This is a genomic window from Curtobacterium sp. Curtsp22 (assembly GCF_059492135.1).
Window position 1 is genome coordinate 1,013,725 of the sequence record NZ_CP168519.1, and the last position, 15,423, is coordinate 1,029,147.

The 15,423-nt window shown below is 71.8% G+C and carries 16 protein-coding genes; 3 read left to right on the forward strand and 13 right to left on the reverse strand.

Annotated features, from left to right (window positions below):
• Window positions 1-20: 20 nt before the first annotated feature.
• The 6 genes from mutM to ACEN8D_RS04820 form a co-directional block, all read right to left on the reverse strand.
• Window positions 21-992 (reverse strand): bifunctional DNA-formamidopyrimidine glycosylase/DNA-(apurinic or apyrimidinic site) lyase, encoded by a 972-nt coding sequence (gene mutM / locus ACEN8D_RS04795; RefSeq protein ID WP_413398389.1) that lies wholly within the window; start codon window positions 990-992, stop codon window positions 21-23.
• A 4-nt stretch (window positions 993-996) separates the two neighbouring features.
• Window positions 997-1,722, reverse strand: a complete 726-nt coding sequence (gene rnc, locus ACEN8D_RS04800) for a ribonuclease III (protein ID WP_229086630.1) — start codon at window positions 1,720-1,722, stop codon at window positions 997-999.
• Between the two features lie 13 nt (window positions 1,723-1,735).
• Complete coding sequence (rpmF, locus tag ACEN8D_RS04805; protein ID WP_022905230.1) at window positions 1,736-1,939, reverse strand: 50S ribosomal protein L32; 204 nt, start codon at window positions 1,937-1,939, stop codon at window positions 1,736-1,738.
• 47 nt (window positions 1,940-1,986) lie between these two features.
• Window positions 1,987-2,589: a YceD family protein gene (locus ACEN8D_RS04810; protein WP_070416418.1), complete on the reverse strand. Its 603-nt coding sequence runs from the start codon at window positions 2,587-2,589 to the stop codon at window positions 1,987-1,989.
• An 87-nt stretch (window positions 2,590-2,676) separates the two neighbouring features.
• A complete protein-coding gene (gene coaD, locus ACEN8D_RS04815) occupies window positions 2,677-3,171 on the reverse strand; it encodes a pantetheine-phosphate adenylyltransferase (protein ID WP_070416419.1) in 495 nt (164 codons plus the stop codon).
• Window positions 3,172-3,191: 20 nt separating this feature from the next.
• Window positions 3,192-5,381, reverse strand: coding sequence for an ATP-dependent DNA helicase RecG (locus ACEN8D_RS04820; RefSeq protein WP_413398393.1), 2,190 nt, complete (start codon window positions 5,379-5,381; stop codon window positions 3,192-3,194).
• A gap of 129 nt (window positions 5,382-5,510) precedes the next feature.
• On the opposite strand from ACEN8D_RS04820, the gene ACEN8D_RS04825 reads away from it, so the two are divergent.
• Complete coding sequence (locus ACEN8D_RS04825) at window positions 5,511-6,074, forward strand: RsmD family RNA methyltransferase (protein WP_070416420.1); 564 nt, start codon at window positions 5,511-5,513, stop codon at window positions 6,072-6,074.
• A 23-nt stretch (window positions 6,075-6,097) separates the two neighbouring features.
• Here ACEN8D_RS04825 and thiL read toward each other — a convergent pair whose 3' ends face one another.
• Complete coding sequence (gene thiL / locus ACEN8D_RS04830) at window positions 6,098-7,105, reverse strand: thiamine-phosphate kinase (RefSeq protein ID WP_413398390.1); 1,008 nt, start codon at window positions 7,103-7,105, stop codon at window positions 6,098-6,100.
• 24 nt (window positions 7,106-7,129) lie between these two features.
• Here thiL and ACEN8D_RS04835 point away from each other — a divergent pair, with 24 nt between their 5' ends.
• Window positions 7,130-7,615 carry a DUF3515 family protein gene (locus ACEN8D_RS04835; protein ID WP_071302177.1) on the forward strand — a complete coding sequence of 162 codons (486 nt, stop codon included), beginning with the start codon at window positions 7,130-7,132 and terminating at the stop codon, window positions 7,613-7,615.
• 7 nt (window positions 7,616-7,622) lie between these two features.
• Here the strand turns inward: ACEN8D_RS04835 and ACEN8D_RS04840 are convergent, their stop codons facing one another.
• From ACEN8D_RS04840 to leuC, 6 genes are all read right to left on the reverse strand, one after another.
• On the reverse strand, window positions 7,623-8,723 hold the full coding sequence (locus ACEN8D_RS04840) for a D-alanine--D-alanine ligase family protein (RefSeq protein ID WP_071302178.1): 1,101 nt from the start codon (window positions 8,721-8,723) through the stop codon (window positions 7,623-7,625).
• A 32-nt stretch (window positions 8,724-8,755) separates the two neighbouring features.
• Entirely contained in the window at window positions 8,756-9,769 is a 1,014-nt protein-coding gene (locus tag ACEN8D_RS04845) for an NAD(P)H-dependent glycerol-3-phosphate dehydrogenase (protein WP_413398394.1), read from the reverse strand.
• Window positions 9,770-9,860: 91 nt separating this feature from the next.
• Window positions 9,861-10,697: a lysophospholipid acyltransferase family protein gene (locus ACEN8D_RS04850; protein WP_309888907.1), complete on the reverse strand. Its 837-nt coding sequence runs from the start codon at window positions 10,695-10,697 to the stop codon at window positions 9,861-9,863.
• A gap of 4 nt (window positions 10,698-10,701) precedes the next feature.
• The gene (murA, locus tag ACEN8D_RS04855; RefSeq protein WP_071296140.1) at window positions 10,702-12,069 is read right to left on the reverse strand and encodes a UDP-N-acetylglucosamine 1-carboxyvinyltransferase; all 1,368 of its coding nucleotides are present in this window, start codon (window positions 12,067-12,069) and stop codon (window positions 10,702-10,704) included.
• A complete protein-coding gene (gene leuD, locus ACEN8D_RS04860) occupies window positions 12,069-12,665 on the reverse strand; it encodes a 3-isopropylmalate dehydratase small subunit (RefSeq protein ID WP_413398391.1) in 597 nt (198 codons plus the stop codon). Before leuD ends, murA begins: the two co-directional genes overlap by 1 nt.
• A complete protein-coding gene (leuC, locus tag ACEN8D_RS04865) occupies window positions 12,665-14,104 on the reverse strand; it encodes a 3-isopropylmalate dehydratase large subunit (protein WP_309888911.1) in 1,440 nt (479 codons plus the stop codon). The genes leuD and leuC overlap by 1 nt, the downstream gene beginning before the upstream one ends.
• Before the next feature lie 160 nt (window positions 14,105-14,264).
• Between leuC and ACEN8D_RS04870 the strand changes: the two genes are divergently transcribed.
• Window positions 14,265-15,332: an FUSC family protein gene (locus ACEN8D_RS04870; protein WP_309888918.1), complete on the forward strand. Its 1,068-nt coding sequence runs from the start codon at window positions 14,265-14,267 to the stop codon at window positions 15,330-15,332.
• Window positions 15,333-15,423: the final 91 nt, after the last annotated feature.

Here is a 15,423-nt window from a genome sequence, read left to right on the forward strand (position 1 = left end):
TGCTCTGGTTGGGCGTCAGGCTAACGCGTGCGACGGCGTGGGCGTGGTTGGCACACGGGGCAGATGTGGCTCGATCGGTTCATGAAGGCCTCACGCACGATCGTGGTGCCGCACCGGGGGCACGGCTTCCCCTGCTGCCCGTACACGTGCAACCGCTGCGAGAAGTACCCGGACTGCCCGTTCACGTTGACGTACTGCGCGTCGAAGCTCGTGCCGCCGTCCTCCAGCGCACGGCCGAGGACGTGCCGCACCTCGGCCAGGAGGCCGTGCAGGTCGGCGCGGGTCAGCCGCTCGGCCGGCCGGTCGTAGTGCAGCCTGGCCGCCCAGAGGGACTCGTCGGCGTAGATGTTCCCGATGCCGCTCACGACGCCCTGGTCGAGCAGGACGCGCTTGATGCCGCTCGAGCGCTTCCGGGCGGTGGCGATGAAGCGGTCGTCGTCGAACGCGGGGTCGAGCGGGTCGCGGGCGATGTGCGACACCTGCTTCGGGATGCTCCGGCGCCACACGGCGTCGGGATCGACCTCGTCGACGTGTCCGGCGGAACCGGCCGGCGCCCCGTCGATCGTCGGGACCATCTCGTCGATCGCCATCGAGCCGAACGTGCGCTGGTCGACGAACTCGAGCTCGACCGGTGGCTCCGGGGAGCCGTCGCGGTCGGTGCCAGTGGGCTGGACGTCGAGGAGGATCCGTCGGTGCTTCGCCGCCTCGCGCCCGCGGCCGAGCAGGATCTGACCGCTCATGCCGAGGTGGGCCACGAGGGCCTCGGGTCGGTCGCCCTCGTGCTCGGGCTGCAGGGGCATCCAGAGGAACTTGCCACGACGGACCGCGGCGGCGATGGTGCGCCCGGTCAGGCGGTCGGCGAAGTCCTCGGCCGGACCGTCGTGCCGGGTCAGTGCCCGGTCGTCGACGACGTCCACGTTCAGGACCCGCGCGCCGCTGACGGCGGGTTCGAGGCCGGCGCGGACGACCTCGACCTCGGGCAGTTCGGGCACGCGGTCAGGCCGCCCGGCCGGAGAGCTGCGTCCACGCCTGGAGCGCCGCTGCCATCTCGGCGGTCTTCTTGCTCGACCCGGTACCGGTGGAGACGTCCTCGCCCTGGAGCACGACCGTGGCGTGGAAGGTCTTGTCGTGGTCGGGACCGGCCTCGGTCACGCGGTACGACGGGTTGCCGAGCGACAGGCTCGACGCGAGTTCCTGCAGGCTCGTCTTCGGGTCCATCGCGGCGCCGAAGCGGTCCGGGTCGATGAGGAGCGGTTCGACCAGCCGGAGCACCAGCGCGGTCGCCGGGTCGGGGCCGGCGGAGAGGTAGGTCGCGCCGATCACGGCCTCGACCGTGTCGGCGAGGATCGACGACTTGTCGCGGCCACCGGTCTGCTCTTCACCCTTGCCGAGCCGGAGGTACTGTCCGAGCCCGATCATGCGGGCGATCTCGGCGAGGGCGACCGTGGACACCAGGCTCGCGCGCCGCTTGGCGAGGTCGCCTTCGTCGAGGTCGGGGAAGGACCGGTAGAGCTTCACGGTCACGGCCTGGCCGAGGATCGAGTCCCCGAGGAACTCGAGGCGTTCGTTGTGCCCGATGCCACCGTGCTCGTACGCGTACGAGCGGTGGGTCAGGGCGAGCTGCAGGAGCTCGAGGTCGATGTCGGCCCCGAGGATCCCCTGCAGACGAACGACGTCCGGCCCCACGGGGCGGGACCCCGTGGCGCCGGACGTCGCTGTCATGCGTGTGGTCCGATCAGACGTCGGCGACCTTGCGGCCCTTGTACTCCATGTACAGGGGCGTGCCGGCGGAGTCCTCGACGACCTTGGCGCGGTGCGGGAGGCTGTAGGTGACCTTGCCGTTCTCGATCGTCTTCACGAGCTGGACCGGCGCGGCCTTCCACTGCGAACGACGGGCGTGCGTGTTGGCACGGGACTGCTTGCGCTTGGGAACGGCCATGGTGGTTCTCTTTCGGTTGGTCGGTGGTCAGTGGCGAGGGGCGGCGGTCAGTCGGCCTGGTCGGCGTCGGACCGCTCCTGACCCTCGGTGGTCTGGGGCGTGGTCGTGCTGGCTGCGTCGGTGTCCTCGCCGCCGCTCGTCGCGTCGTCGAGGGTGATGCCGCTCAGCGCAGCCCACCGCGGGTCCAGGACCTCGTGAGCGCGCTGCTCGCCGATGTCGGCCAGTCGCTCGCCCGTCACCGGGTCGAGGCCTGGGCAGTCCGGTCGGCAGACCGGCTGGAACGGCAGCGCCAGCACCACCGCATCTCGAACGACCTGTTCACAATCCACGTGGTCATCGTGAACGAAGAAGTCGAAATCCTCCGAGGCATCATACGCGAACAGCTCGGCGAAATCGACCTCGACGGGCTCGCTGATGTCGATGAGGCACCGGGAGCACTCGCCCTCGGCCTCGGCGCTGGCGTGCCCGGAGACGAGGACGCCCTCGTGCAGGCCCTCGAGCCGGAGGTCGATGTGCATCTCGGCACCTTCCCGGACGGAGATGACACCCGCTCCCATCGCATCCGGCACCGCGATGTCGAGCGAGTGCTCGCGCATCTCGCCCGGCCGGTGCGCGAGGTCGCGCACGCGCAGGGCGTAGGGGCTGTTCACGTGGGAAGACACGATCGACAAGCCTACATCGCTCGGGCCTGCGAGTCGAGGCGGGGGCGGGCGTGTCCGGTTCCGTGCGTCCGGCGCTCAGCGCCCGGTGTGCTCGTGGAGGGCCGCCGCGACCACCTGCGGCACGTACGGGGTCACGTCGCCGCCGAGGGACGCCACCTGACGGATGAGCGAGCTCGACACGTGGGCGCGGGCGGCCTCGGGCAGCAGGAACACCGTCTCGACGTCGGCGAGGTGGCGGTTCATGATCGCCATCGGGGTCTCGTACGCGACGTCCTCGCCGGATCGGACGCCCTTGACGAGGACCTTCGCACCGACCTGCCGGCAGTAGTCGACGAGCAGCCCCGAGGTCCACTCCCCGACCCGGACGTTGTCGGACACGCCCGTCTCGACGAGCGACTCCTCGATGAGGCGGACACGGTCGACCGCGTCGAACATCGCGGGCCGCTTGTCGGGGTTGTGCACGACGAGCACGTGCACCTCGTCGAAGAGCCCCGCCGCACGCCCGATCACGTCGAGGTGCCCGAGGGTCACGGGATCGAAGGAACCGGGGACCACCGCGATCTGCGCCATGCCAGCGACGATACCGGCGTTCAGTTCTTGCCGAGGAACGCGGCGTCGGACTCGTCGAGCCGCCGGGCCAGGGCTTCGCGGAGCGCGGGGTGCCCGTCGAGCTGCGGATCGGGCTCCAGCACGCGCTCGGCTTCCTCGCGCGCGTCGACGATGAGGTCGGCGTGCTCCACGACGCGCAGCAGGTTGAGCGACGACCGCCCGCCCGACTGCCGTTCGCCGAGCACGTCGCCCTCGCGCCGGAGCTCGAGGTCGACCCGCGCGAGCTCGAACCCGTCGTCGGACGCCGACACCGCGTCGACCCGTTCCCGCGAGGTCGTCTCGGCCTCGGCCGCGGTCACGAGCAGGCACACGCCGGCGTACTGGCCGCGGCCGATGCGCCCGCGGAGCTGGTGGAGCTGCGAGACGCCGAACCGGTCGGCGTCGAGCACGGCCATCATCGAGGCGTTCGGCACGTCGACGCCGACCTCGATCACGGTCGTCGCCACGAGGACGTCGACCACGCCGGCCGCGAAGGAGGTCATCACGCGGTCCTTCTCGTCCGCCGTCATGCGACCGTGCAGGACCTCGATCCGGCGGTCGGCGAGCACGGGCATCGTCCGCATCCGTTCCGCCGTGGCGAGCACGGTGGCCGGGGCGCGCTTCGGGGCGTCGTCGTTCGCCGGGTCGGGCTCGCCGTCGTCTTCCGTGTGGGCGTCGTCGATCGCCGGGCACACCACGAAGGCCTGTCGGCCGTCGGCGAGTTCCTCGGCCATGCGGGTCCAGATGCGGGACTCCCAGCCCGGGTGCTCGGCGAGCGGCACCGTGAAGGTCTCGACGCCGGCGCGGCCGGAGGGCAGCCCGGTGATCGTCGAGACGTCAAGGTCGCCGAACACCGTCATCGCCACCGTGCGCGGGATGGGCGTCGCGGTGAGGACGAGCACGTGCGGCGGTGTGGCCCCCTTCGTGCGGAGTGCTTCGCGCTGTTCGACCCCGAAGCGGTGCTGCTCGTCCACCACGACGAGGCCGAGCTCGGCGAAGTCCACCCGGTCGCCGAGGAGCGCGTGCGTGCCGACCACCAGCCGCGAGCTGCCGGACGCCGCTGCGAGCAGGGCCCGCCGCCGTTCGTCCGTCGACTGCGACCCCGTGAGGATCACCGGCCGGAGCTCAGCCGCGAGGTCGGGGCCGAGGAACTTCACGATCGACCGGAGGTGCTGCGCCGCGAGGACCTCGGTCGGGGCGATGAGCGCCGACTGCCCGCCGGACTCGGCCACGGTGAGCATCGCCCGGATCGCCACGAGGGTCTTGCCCGAGCCGACCTCGCCCTGCACGAGGCGGTGCATCGGCCAGTCCGCCGCCAGGTCGTGGGCGATCTCGGCGCCGACCGACCGCTGGTCGTCCGTGAGGGTGAACGGCAGCGTGGCGTCGAAGCGTTCGAGGATCCCGCCGGGCGCGGCGGAGCGCGGCGTCGCGGCCGTGGCGCGCGCGGCGATCCGGCGCTGCACGAGGGCGGTCTGGAGCACGAACGCCTCGCGGTAGCGGAGGGCGTCCTGCGCGCGCTTGAAGTCCGCGACCTTCTCGGGGCGGTGCAGGAGTTCGAGGGCCTTGCGGAACGGCACGAGGTCGAGCCGGGTCCGCACCCGGGCGGGGATCGGGTCCGGGACGTCGGGCAGCGTGTCGAGCACGATCGCCATCGACTTGGCGATCTGCCACGAGGTCAGCGTCGACGTCGCCGGGTAGATCGGGATCGGCTGGCGCGAGAAGCGGATGGCTTCCTCGGACTCGGGGTCCGCCGTCGCCCGGGGGTCGTCGCGGTCGAACAGCTCGTAGTCGGGGTGGGCGAGCTGCCGTGCGCCGCGGTAGTCGCCGACCTTGCCGGAGAAGATGCCACGGGCACCGGGCACGAGGTCCTTCGTCCGCCAGCCCTGGTTGAAGAACGTCAGGGTGAGCAGCCCCTTGCCGTCACCGATCTTGGCTTCGAGGATCGAGCCGCGGCGCGCACGCATCGTCCGTTCGCGGACGTCGACGACCTCGGCCACGATCGTCACCGACTCGCCGATCGCGAGGGAGTCGAGCGCGGTCAGGGCGCCGCGTTCGGCGTAGCGCCGGGGTGCGTGCTCGAGGAACTCGCCGACCGTGCGGTACCCGAACGCCTTCTCGATCGCGCTCGCCGTCCGTCCACCGAGGACGGTCGACAACCGCGCGTCGAGCGGTGCGGGGCCGAGGTCCGGCACCGCCGGCTCGGTTGTCGTTCCGGTCGTGACCACACGTCAACGGTACCCGGCGGCACCGACGCGATCCGCGCCTCCTGGACCGCCTGTGGAGAACTCCTGGAGCGCCCGGCGGCCCGCTACGGTGGCTGCATGACCCGCATCATCGCCGGCGCCGCCGGCTCCACGACGCTCCGGGTGCCGAAGTCCGGCACCCGGCCGACGAGCGACCGGGTGCGCGAGGCGCTGTTCTCGTCGCTCGAGGCACGCGGGCTCGTCGACGACACCTCCGTCGCCGACCTCTACGCCGGCACGGGCGCCCTCGGGCTCGAGGCGGCGTCCCGCGGTGCGGTCGAGGTCGTGCTCGTCGACCGTGCGTCGGCGGCGGCGCAGGCCTGCCGGGCGAACGCGAAGGCCGTGCAGCAGCGGGTTCCCGGCGTGCGGATCGACGTGCAGCCGCAGCCGGTGCTCGGGTACCTGCGCGGCACCGTGCGGACGTTCGACCTGGTGTTCATCGACCCGCCGTACGACGTCACCGAGCACGAGCTGGCCGAGGTGCTCGAGACGCTCGTGCCGCGGCTCACGGCGGCCGCGGTGGTCGTCGTGGAGCGGAGCAAGCGCTCCCCCGAGCCGACGTGGCCCGCGGGGCTCGAGCCGTTCAGCAAGCGGAGCTACGGCGAGACCGTCGCGTGGGAGGCCGTGGTCGCCGCCGCCTGACGCCGCCCGCGCCCGCGAACCGGTCAGCCGGCCGCGCCGTCCCAGTCGGCGTAGGGGTCCCACCCGGTCGTCGGCACGGGCACTCCCCCGCGCACGAGGTCCGCATCGCCCCGGTCGAGCACGACGCCGATCCGACGGAACCCCCCTGGCAGCGGGGCACCGGGCGGGAACGCGGCGAGCAGCCCGTGGTCCTCGCCGCCGTGCAGCGCCACCTCGTCGATGACGGGCCCGGTGCCGGAGGCCTCGTCGAGCGCCAGTGTCACCCGGCTGGCCCGGGCGAGCCGTCCGGCGTCGATCGCCAGCCCGTCGGAGAGGTCGAGCATCGCCGTCGCACCCGCGGACGCCGCGCGTGGCCCGTCCGCGATCGGCGGGACCGGGCGCCGCTGTCGTCCGACGTCGGGGTCCGTGTCCGCGCCGCTCGCCACGACCGCCTCGCGGGAGGGTTCGCCGCCGGCGTCCACACCCTCGCGGAAGAGCCGCGTCAACCCACGCGCCGCCGGCCCGAGCTCCCCCGAGACGGCGAGGACGTCCCCGGGGCTGGCACCAGAACGGACGACGGGGGCACGGCCCTCCAGGTCGCCGAACGCCGTCACCGACACCGTGAACGCCGACGACGTGGAGAGGTCCCCGCCGACGACACCGCAGCCGGGCGCCAGGGCGTCGACCGCCAGGCGCACCCCGTCCGCGAAGGACTCGAGCACCGCCACGGGGGTGTCCTGCGGTGCCGCCAGGGCGATCACGAGACCGGTCGGCACCGCACCCATCGCGGCGACGTCGGACAGGTTCGTCGCCGCGGCCTTCCACCCGACGTCCTCGGGTGCGGACCAGGCCCAGCGGAAGTCCGGCCCGTGCACCATCATGTCCGTGGTCACCACGAACCGGCCGTCCGGTGCCGCCACGACCGCGCAGTCGTCGCCGGGGCCGAGCAGCGGCGCTCCGGCGGGCAACCGGCGCACGATGCGGTCGAGGACGACGAGTTCGCCGAGCTCCCCCACGGTCGGTCCGGCCCAGGCGTCGTACGTCGCGTCCACACGAGAACGGTAGCCTGGACGTCGATGGACACCGTGCGCCGCCCCACCCGGAAGACCGCGATCGTGGGCGTCGTGATCGCCCTCGCGGCCGGTCTGACCGGCTGCACGAACGCCGTCGCGATGTCCCCGGCGCCCTCCGCCGACGCCGCCGCATGCGCGGCCGTGCAGGTCCGGCTGCCGGCAGCGGTCGACTCGAAGTTCGACCTGCGGAACACGAACGCCCAGTCGACGGCGGCGTGGGGCGACCCCGAGGTGGCCCTGTACCACTGCGGTGTGGCCGTCCCGACGGTCTCCGACCTGCCGTGCTTCTCGCTCGGTGACGTCGACTGGATCCGGGACGACCGTGGCGGGCAGATCGTCTACACGACCTTCGGGCGGTCGCCGGCGGTCCAGCTCGTCATCGACGCGACGAAGACCACGAACCAGGTCGTGCAGGACGTCACCGACGCGGTGTCGACGCTCCCGAAGGACGGGCACCAGTGCCTGGACCCGTCCGACGTCGACCAGTAGGCCCGGGTCAGCGGACGGCGGCGCGCCCCAGCTCGATGAGCTCGCGGACGAGCTCACCGTAGGACACGCCCGACGCCGCCCAGCAGCGCGGGTACATCGACAGCGGCGTGAACCCCGGCATCGTGTTGACCTCGTTCACCACGAAGCCGTCGTCGGTCAGGAAGCAGTCGACGCGGGCGAGCCCGGAGCCGCCGATCGCCTCGAACGCCCGGGCGCCGATCGACCGGATCTCGTCCGTCTGCGCCTCGGTGAGCGGGGCCGGGCAGAGCAGCGACTCGTCACCGCCGAGGTACTTCGACGCGAAGTCGTAGAAGCCGTCCTCGGCGACGACGATCTCGCCCGGCAGGCTCGTGCGCGGGACGCCGTCGCGACCCTCGAGCACCGCGACCTCGACCTCGCGCCCGATCACCCGCGGCTCGACGATGACCTTGGAGTCGTGCTCGAACGCCAGGTCCATCGCGGCACCGAGCTCGTCGGGGCCGTCCACGCGGGACACCCCCATGCTGGAGCCCGCACGTGCCGGCTTCACGAAGAGGGGCCACCCGTGCGCGGCGATCGCCTCGGCGACGTCGACCGGGTCGGCCGACCACTCGCGACGGAGCACGGTCGTCCACGGCGCGACCCGCAGCCCGGCGTGCTCGAGGACCGCCTTGGCGACGTGCTTGTCCATGGCCAGGGCGCTCGCGAGCACCCCGTCGCCGACGTACGGCAGACCGGCGATCTCGAGGAGCCCCTGGACGGTGCCGTCCTCGCCGAACGGGCCGTGCAGGATCGGGAAGACGATGTCGACCGCGATCGTCGTGACGGAGCCGTCCGGGTGCGAGACCACGAGCTCGTTCGTCGCCGGCGACGTCGGGAACGCCACGCGGGTGCCGTTGTCGGGCACGGTCGGGAGCGTGCCGTCACGGAGCGCCCACTGCGCAGGGTCGTCGGGCTGGAGCGTGAACGCGCCGTCCTTCGTGATGCCGATCGGCACGAGGTCGTACTCGGCACGGTCGACGACGTCCATGATCCCGCCGGCGGTCACGCAGCTGATCTCGTGCTCGCTCGAACGGCCGCCGAACAGCACGGCGACGGTCGTCGGTGGCACGGGTGCGATCGTGGGCATGGCAGTCCTCTTGCTGGTCGGGGTCGGACCGGTCACTCGCCCTGGGGTTCGTCGGTCTCGGTGAGGTGCGGCGCGATGTTGCGCGGATCGAGCCTACCGGCGAGCACCTCGGCGACCTGCCCCACGATGGGCATGTCGACGCCGTTCGCCGCGGCGAGCTCGAGGATCGGCGCGACCGAGGCGAGCCCCTCGGCGGTCTGGTTCATCTGGCGCACGACCTCGTCGAACCGGTACCCCTGGCCGAGCAGCCGCCCCGCGGTGTTGTTCCGCGAGAGCGGTGACTGGCACGTGGCGATGAGGTCGCCGAGCCCGGCGAGCCCGGACAGCGTCGAGGGCTGCGCGCCGAGCGACACCGCGAAGTCGGTCATCTCGGCGAGCCCGCGCGTGATGATCGACGCCTTCGTGTTCTCGCCGTAGCCGACGCCGTCGACGATGCCGATCGCCACGGCGATGAGGTTCTTCAGCACGCCGCCGAACTCGGTGCCGATGACGTCGGTGTTGATGAACGACCGGAAGTACGGGTTCGTGGCGACGGCGGCCACCGCGCTGGCGGTCTCGGCCGACGACGAGGACACGACGGCCGCGGTGGGCTGCCGACGGGCGATCTCGAGCGCCAGGTTCGGGCCGCTCGCGACGGCGATGCGGTCCTGGTCGATGCCGAGTCCCTGGAGCAGGACCTCGCTCATCCGCAGACCGGTCGCCTTCTCGACGCCCTTCATCAGGCTCACCACGGGCACTCCCGGCGCGAGCAGCGGCGCGATCGCATCGAGGTTCGACCGCAGGGTCTGCGACGGCACCGACACGTACACCTGCTGGGCGCCGTCGAGCACGGCGGACAGCGACGTCGACGCGGTCAGGGTGCGCGGGAGGTTGATGCCGGGCAGGTACTCCGAGTTGCGCTTGGTCTCGGTGATCTCGCGCGCGACCTCGGGGCGCCGTGCCCACACGACCGTGTCGGCACCGCCCTCGGCGAGGACCTTGGCGAACGTGGTCCCCCAGCTGCCGGCACCGATGACGGCGACGCGCGGCTTCTCGGTCGACTGCATGACCACGCGGATCGCGGCGGTGTCCACCGCTCCGGGGGCTGCGACCGCGGGGTCCGGGTGGTCATCGTGCGGGCGGAGGCCCGGTCGCTGCTCACTCAAACCGGCCGGTCTCCTTCTGGTTGTTCGCCGCCGGGTCCCAGCGGGTCGGGGGCGCCTGCTGCCCGCGGAGCTCCTCGAGCAGCGCGGTGATGTGCCGCATGAGCAGCTCGGTCGCCTCGACGAGCACCTGCTGGTCGATCGGCTTGCCGCGGTACGCCGACAGGTCGACGGGGTCGCCGACGATGACGTCCACGCGCGACGGCGGGATGAGCCGGAGCTTCTTGCCGTACCGCGCCATGATGTTCTGCGTGCCCCAGTGGGCCATCGGGATGAGCGGCACGTCGTTCTCGAGCGCGATCCGCACCGCGCCGGTCTTGCCGCGCATCGGCCACAGGTCCGGGTCGCGGGTGAGCGTGCCCTCGGGGTAGACGATGATGGCGCCGCCCTGCTCGATGAGCGACCGCCCGCCGCCGAGCGGGTCGCTCAGCCGGGTACGGCCGGAACGCTCGACGGGGATCTGGCCCATGCCGGACATGATCTTGCCGAAGACCGGGACCTTGAACAGGGACGCCTTCGCGAGGAACCGCGGCGCCCGACGGGACAGCCAGACCGCCGTGCCGACGACGAGCGGGTCGATGTTCGTGAAGTGGTTCGGTGCGAGGACGAACGCACCCTCGGCCGGCAACCGGTTCGGACCGTGCCAGTGGTAGCGCGCGGAGAAGCGGAAGGTCGGGATGACCACGGTCGCGAGGATCCGGAACGCCGTGTTCAGCTCGCCGCGACGCCACCGGCGCCCAGGGACGGGCATGCCGGTGGTGACCTGCGAGGCGGAGGCGCGCCGCGCCTCCTGGCCCTCACCGTCACCGCGAGGTGCCGGAGCAGCAGTCACCGCGCTACCCCGCGAAGTCGAAGTCGGCGCCGAGCTTGCGCAGCTTCGGGATGAAGTGCTCGTAGCCGCGGCTGATGATGCCGACGTTCGTGATGTGGGACTCGCCCTCGGCGGTGAGTGCCGCGATGAGGTGGCTGAAGCCGCCGCGGAGGTCCGGGACGCGGACGTTGGCGGCGTGGAGCGTCGTCGGGCCGGTGATGACCGCGGCCTGCTCGAAGGGACGGCGGGCGACGCGACGGTCGTGCCCGGGCAGGCCCTCCTTGTGGACGACGATGTCCGCGCCCATCTCGTTCAGGGCGTCGGTGAAGCCGAAGCGGTTCTCGTACACGGTCTCGTGCACGATGCTCTGCCCGGCGGCCTGGGTCAGGGCCACGACGAGCGGCTGCTGCCAGTCCGTCATGAACCCGGGGTGCACGTCCGTCTCGATGACGACCGGCTTGAGGACCTCGAGCTCGCGGTAGAAGCGGATGCCGTCCTCTTGGATGTCGAACCCGCCGCCGACCTTGCGGAAGACGTTGAGGAACGTCATGAGCTCCTGCTGCTTCGCGCCCTCGACGAAGATGTCGCCGTTGGTCGCGAGCGCGGCGGAGGCCCAGCTGGCGGCCTCGTTGCGGTCGTTGATCGCACGGTGCGTGTAGCCGCGGAGCGACTGGACGCCCTCGATGAAGATGACGCGGTTCGGCTCGACCGAGACGATGGCGCCCATCTTCTGCAGGATCGCGATGAGGTCCATGATCTCGGGCTCGATCGCGGCGTTCCGGAGCTCCGTGACGCCCTCGGCGAGGGTCGCGGACAGCAGGACCTGCTCGGTGGCGCCGACACTCGGGTACGGCAGCTCGATGTACGCGCCCTTGAGACCGTCCGGGGCGGTGAGGTGGATGCCGTTGACCTGCTTGTCGACGACCGCGCCCATGGCGCGGAGGGCGTCGAGGTGGAAGTCGATCGGGCGGTCGCCGATGCGGCAGCCGCCGAGGTCGGGGATGAACGCCTCGCCGAGCTTGTGCAGCAGCGGACCGCAGAACAGGATCGGGATGCGGCTCGAACCGGCGTGGGCGTCGATCTCGGCGAAGTGCGCCGACTCGACGTTCGACGGGTCGAGGATGAGCTCGCCTCGTGCAGGATCGGTGATGCGCACGCCGTGCACCTCGAGCAGCCCGCGGACGACCTTGACGTCGGAGATGTCCGGGACGTCCTTGAGGATCGACGGGGTGTCACCGAGCAGCGACGCCACCATGGCCTTGGTCGCGAGGTTCTTCGCCCCGCGGACCTCGATGCGTCCCACGAGCGGCTTGCCCCCGCGGATGACGATCTCGTCCGACTTGAGGCCCACGCGCGCCCCTGCGGCCGCTGCGTCCTGTACGAGAGAGTTCACTACTTCACCGGCAATGTCTTCGGCCGCCAACGGGAGCGGCGGGATTCGAACTCCGTGATCGAGGTCTCGTCACGGAGGGTGAGCCCGATGTCGTCGAGCCCTTCCATCAACCGCCAACGAGTGTAAGCGTCGATCTCGAAGGGGACGTCCACATCCCCGAGTGACACGCGCTGCGCCACCAGGTCCACGGTCGCCGACACCCCCGGGTTCCGCTCGATCTCGGCCCAGAGCCGCTCGACTTCCGATTCGGTCACGATCGCGGTGACCAGTCCCTGCTTGCCCGCGTTGCCCTTGAAGATGTCGGCGAAGCGGGGCGAGACGACGACCTGGAAGCCGAAGTCGCGGAGCGCCCAGACGGCGTGCTCACGGCTCGACCCGGTGCCGAAGTCCGGCCCGGCGACGAGCACCTTCGCGCCGGCGTACGCCGGCTGGTTCAGCACGAACGCGGGGTCCTGGCGCCAGCCGGAGAACAGCGCGTCCTCGAAGCCGGTCTTCGTGACCCGCTTGAGGTAGACCGCGGGGATGATCTGGTCGGTGTCGACGTTCGAGCGCTCGAGCGGTGCGGCGATCCCGGTGACGGTGGTGATCTTGTCCATCAGTGTGCCCCTTCCAGGACAGCGTTCGACTCGGACGTCTCCAGGTCCCACGGGCTGGAGAGCGTGCCGCGCACGGCGGTGGCCGCGGCGACGAGCGGTGACACGAGGTGGGTGCGACCGCCCTTGCCCTGGCGTCCCTCGAAGTTGCGGTTGGAGGTGCTCGCGCAGCGCTCCCCCGGCGCGAGCTGGTCGGGGTTCATGCCGAGGCACATCGAGCAGCCGGCGAACCGCCACTCGGCACCGAAGTCCGTGAACACCTTGTCGAGCCCCTCGGCCTCGGCCTCGAGCCGGACACGGGCGGACCCCGGCACGACCATGACGCGGACCCCGTCGGCCTTCTTGCGGCCCTGGATGATCGAGGCGAAGGCGCGCAGGTCCTCGATGCGGGAGTTCGTGCACGACCCCATGAACACCGCGTCGACGGCGATGTCCTTCATCGGGGTGCCGGCCGCGATGTCCATGTACTCCAGCGCACGCTGCGCGGCGGCCTGGTCGTTCGGGTCGTCGAAGTCCGCGGGCGACGGCACGCTCTCGGACAGCGAGACGCCCTGGCCGGGGTTCGTGCCCCAGGTGACGAAGGGCTCGAGCTCGTCGGCGTCGATGAAGACCTCGGCGTCGAACACCGCGTCGTCGTCGGTCGACAGGGTGTCCCAGTACGCGACCGCGTCGTCCCAGTCCTGGCCGGTCGGGGCGTGGTCGCGACCCTGCACGTAGTCGTAGGTGGTCTGGTCGGGGGCGACCATGCCGGCGCGGGCACCGGCCTCGATCGACATGTTGCAGATCGTCATGCGGCCCTCCATCGAGAGCGCGCGGATCGCCGAGCCGCGGTACTCGAGCACGTAGCCCTGCCCGCCGCCGGTGCCGATCTTCGCGATGACGGCGAGGATGATGTCCTTCGCCGTCACGCCCGGACGCAGCGTGCCCTCGACCGTGATCGCCATGGTCTTGAAGGGCTTCAGCGGCAGGGTCTGGGTCGCGAGGACGTGCTCGACCTCGGACGTCCCGATGCCGAACGCCATCGCACCGAACGCCCCGTGCGTGCTGGTGTGCGAGTCGCCGCAGACCACCGTGATGCCGGGCATGGTCAGGCCGAGCTGGGGACCGACCACGTGCACGATGCCCTGCTCCTTGTCGCCCAGGGAGTGCAGGCGGACGCCGAACTCCTCGCAGTTGCGACGGAGCGTCTCGATCTGGGTCCGGCTGGTCGGGTCCGCGATCGGACGGTCGATCGCGAGGGTCGGGGTGTTGTGGTCCTCGGTCGCGATCGTCAGGTCCAGGCGGCGCACCGGGCGGCCGGCCTGGCGCAGGCCGTCGAACGCCTGCGGGCTCGTGACCTCGTGCACGAGGTGGAGGTCGATGTAGAGGAGGTCGGGGTTGCCGTCCTCGCCCTTGACCACGACGTGGTCGTCCCACACCTTCTCGGCGAGCGTCTTTCCCATCGGGTGCGACCCTTCCTCGTTGTCGTCGACGCGCCGCTGTCGCGGCTCGGTCCGGCGAGTCTAGCAGGTTGGTATACCAACGTGCTCCCGCGCCGGTCCGGCGGCCTGGAGGCGCGGCTCGACTCCACGACACCCGTCGCGGTGGGAAGATGGTCGCGACATGACGACACCTGCGCACTCGACCCGGACCATCAACATCGAGGGCGCGATCCGCGCCGCGGTCGCCGGGGGCGCCCCGCTCGCGCTGCTCATCGCCCTCGGGATGCCCGGGTACGCCGCCTTCGCTATGTTCGCCGGATTCACGGCGATCTTCGGCGCGACCGAGCCCTACCGGCAGCGTGCGGTGACGACCGGTGTCGCCGGCGGGATGCAGGCTGTGTGCATGGCCGCTGGCGTGGGTGTCGCCCTGGCCGGGTCGCAGCTCTGGATGCAGGCGGTCGGGCTCGTCCTCGTGCTCGTCCTCGCCGTCTGCACGCTGAGCACCCTCCGCACGATCCCGGCGCAGCCGATCTTCCCGGTGTTCGCGTTCCTCGTCTCGTCGCTCGTGCCGGTCCGGCCGGCCGACGTCCCGGTCATCGCCACGATCATCGTGTGCTCGGTCGTCTGGGCCTGGCTCGTCGCGATGTCCGGGTCCGTCCTGCGCCTGGTGCTGCACCCGCACGCCCCGCACCGGTTCCGGCCGCTGGCGGAGCGCAAGCACCGTTCGCTCGCGGTGCTCCGGACGCCCGCGCTGTGGGAGACCGTGGCCCTCAACGTGGTCGGAGCGCTCGTCGCCGGGGCCGTCGCCGAGACGATCCCCGGGCTCGGGCACCCCTACTGGGCGGTCATCGCCGTGGTGTCGACGCTGCCCGCACTGCGCCAGCGGCACACGGTGTTCCGGGCGTTCCAGCGGTTCATCGGCACGATCGGCGGCACCGTGATCGCGGTGGGGATCCTGCTGCTGGAGCCCTCGGCGTGGTGGATCGTCCTGATCGCCGTCGTCGGGCAGTTCTTCGCCGAGATCTTCGTCGCGCGGCACTACGCCGTGTGTCTGCTCTTCCTCACGCCGCTCGCGCTCGCCGTGTCGTGGCTGAGCCTGCCCGAGGCGCCGGAGCTCCTCGCGCTCGACCGCGTCGCGCAGACCACCCTGGGGGCGCTCGTCAGCGTCGCGCTGCTGTTCGTGGGGCGTGGGATCGAGCGGCGCCGCGGTCGCGCGCTGGGCGCGACGAGCGCGATCCGCACCGTCTGACGCGGGCTGCGCGGACGGGAGGCGCGGGTCGGGCCGGCACCGCGCCTCCCCTCCGCAGCGCGCCGCCGCAGACCAGCGGCGGCTGCGGACG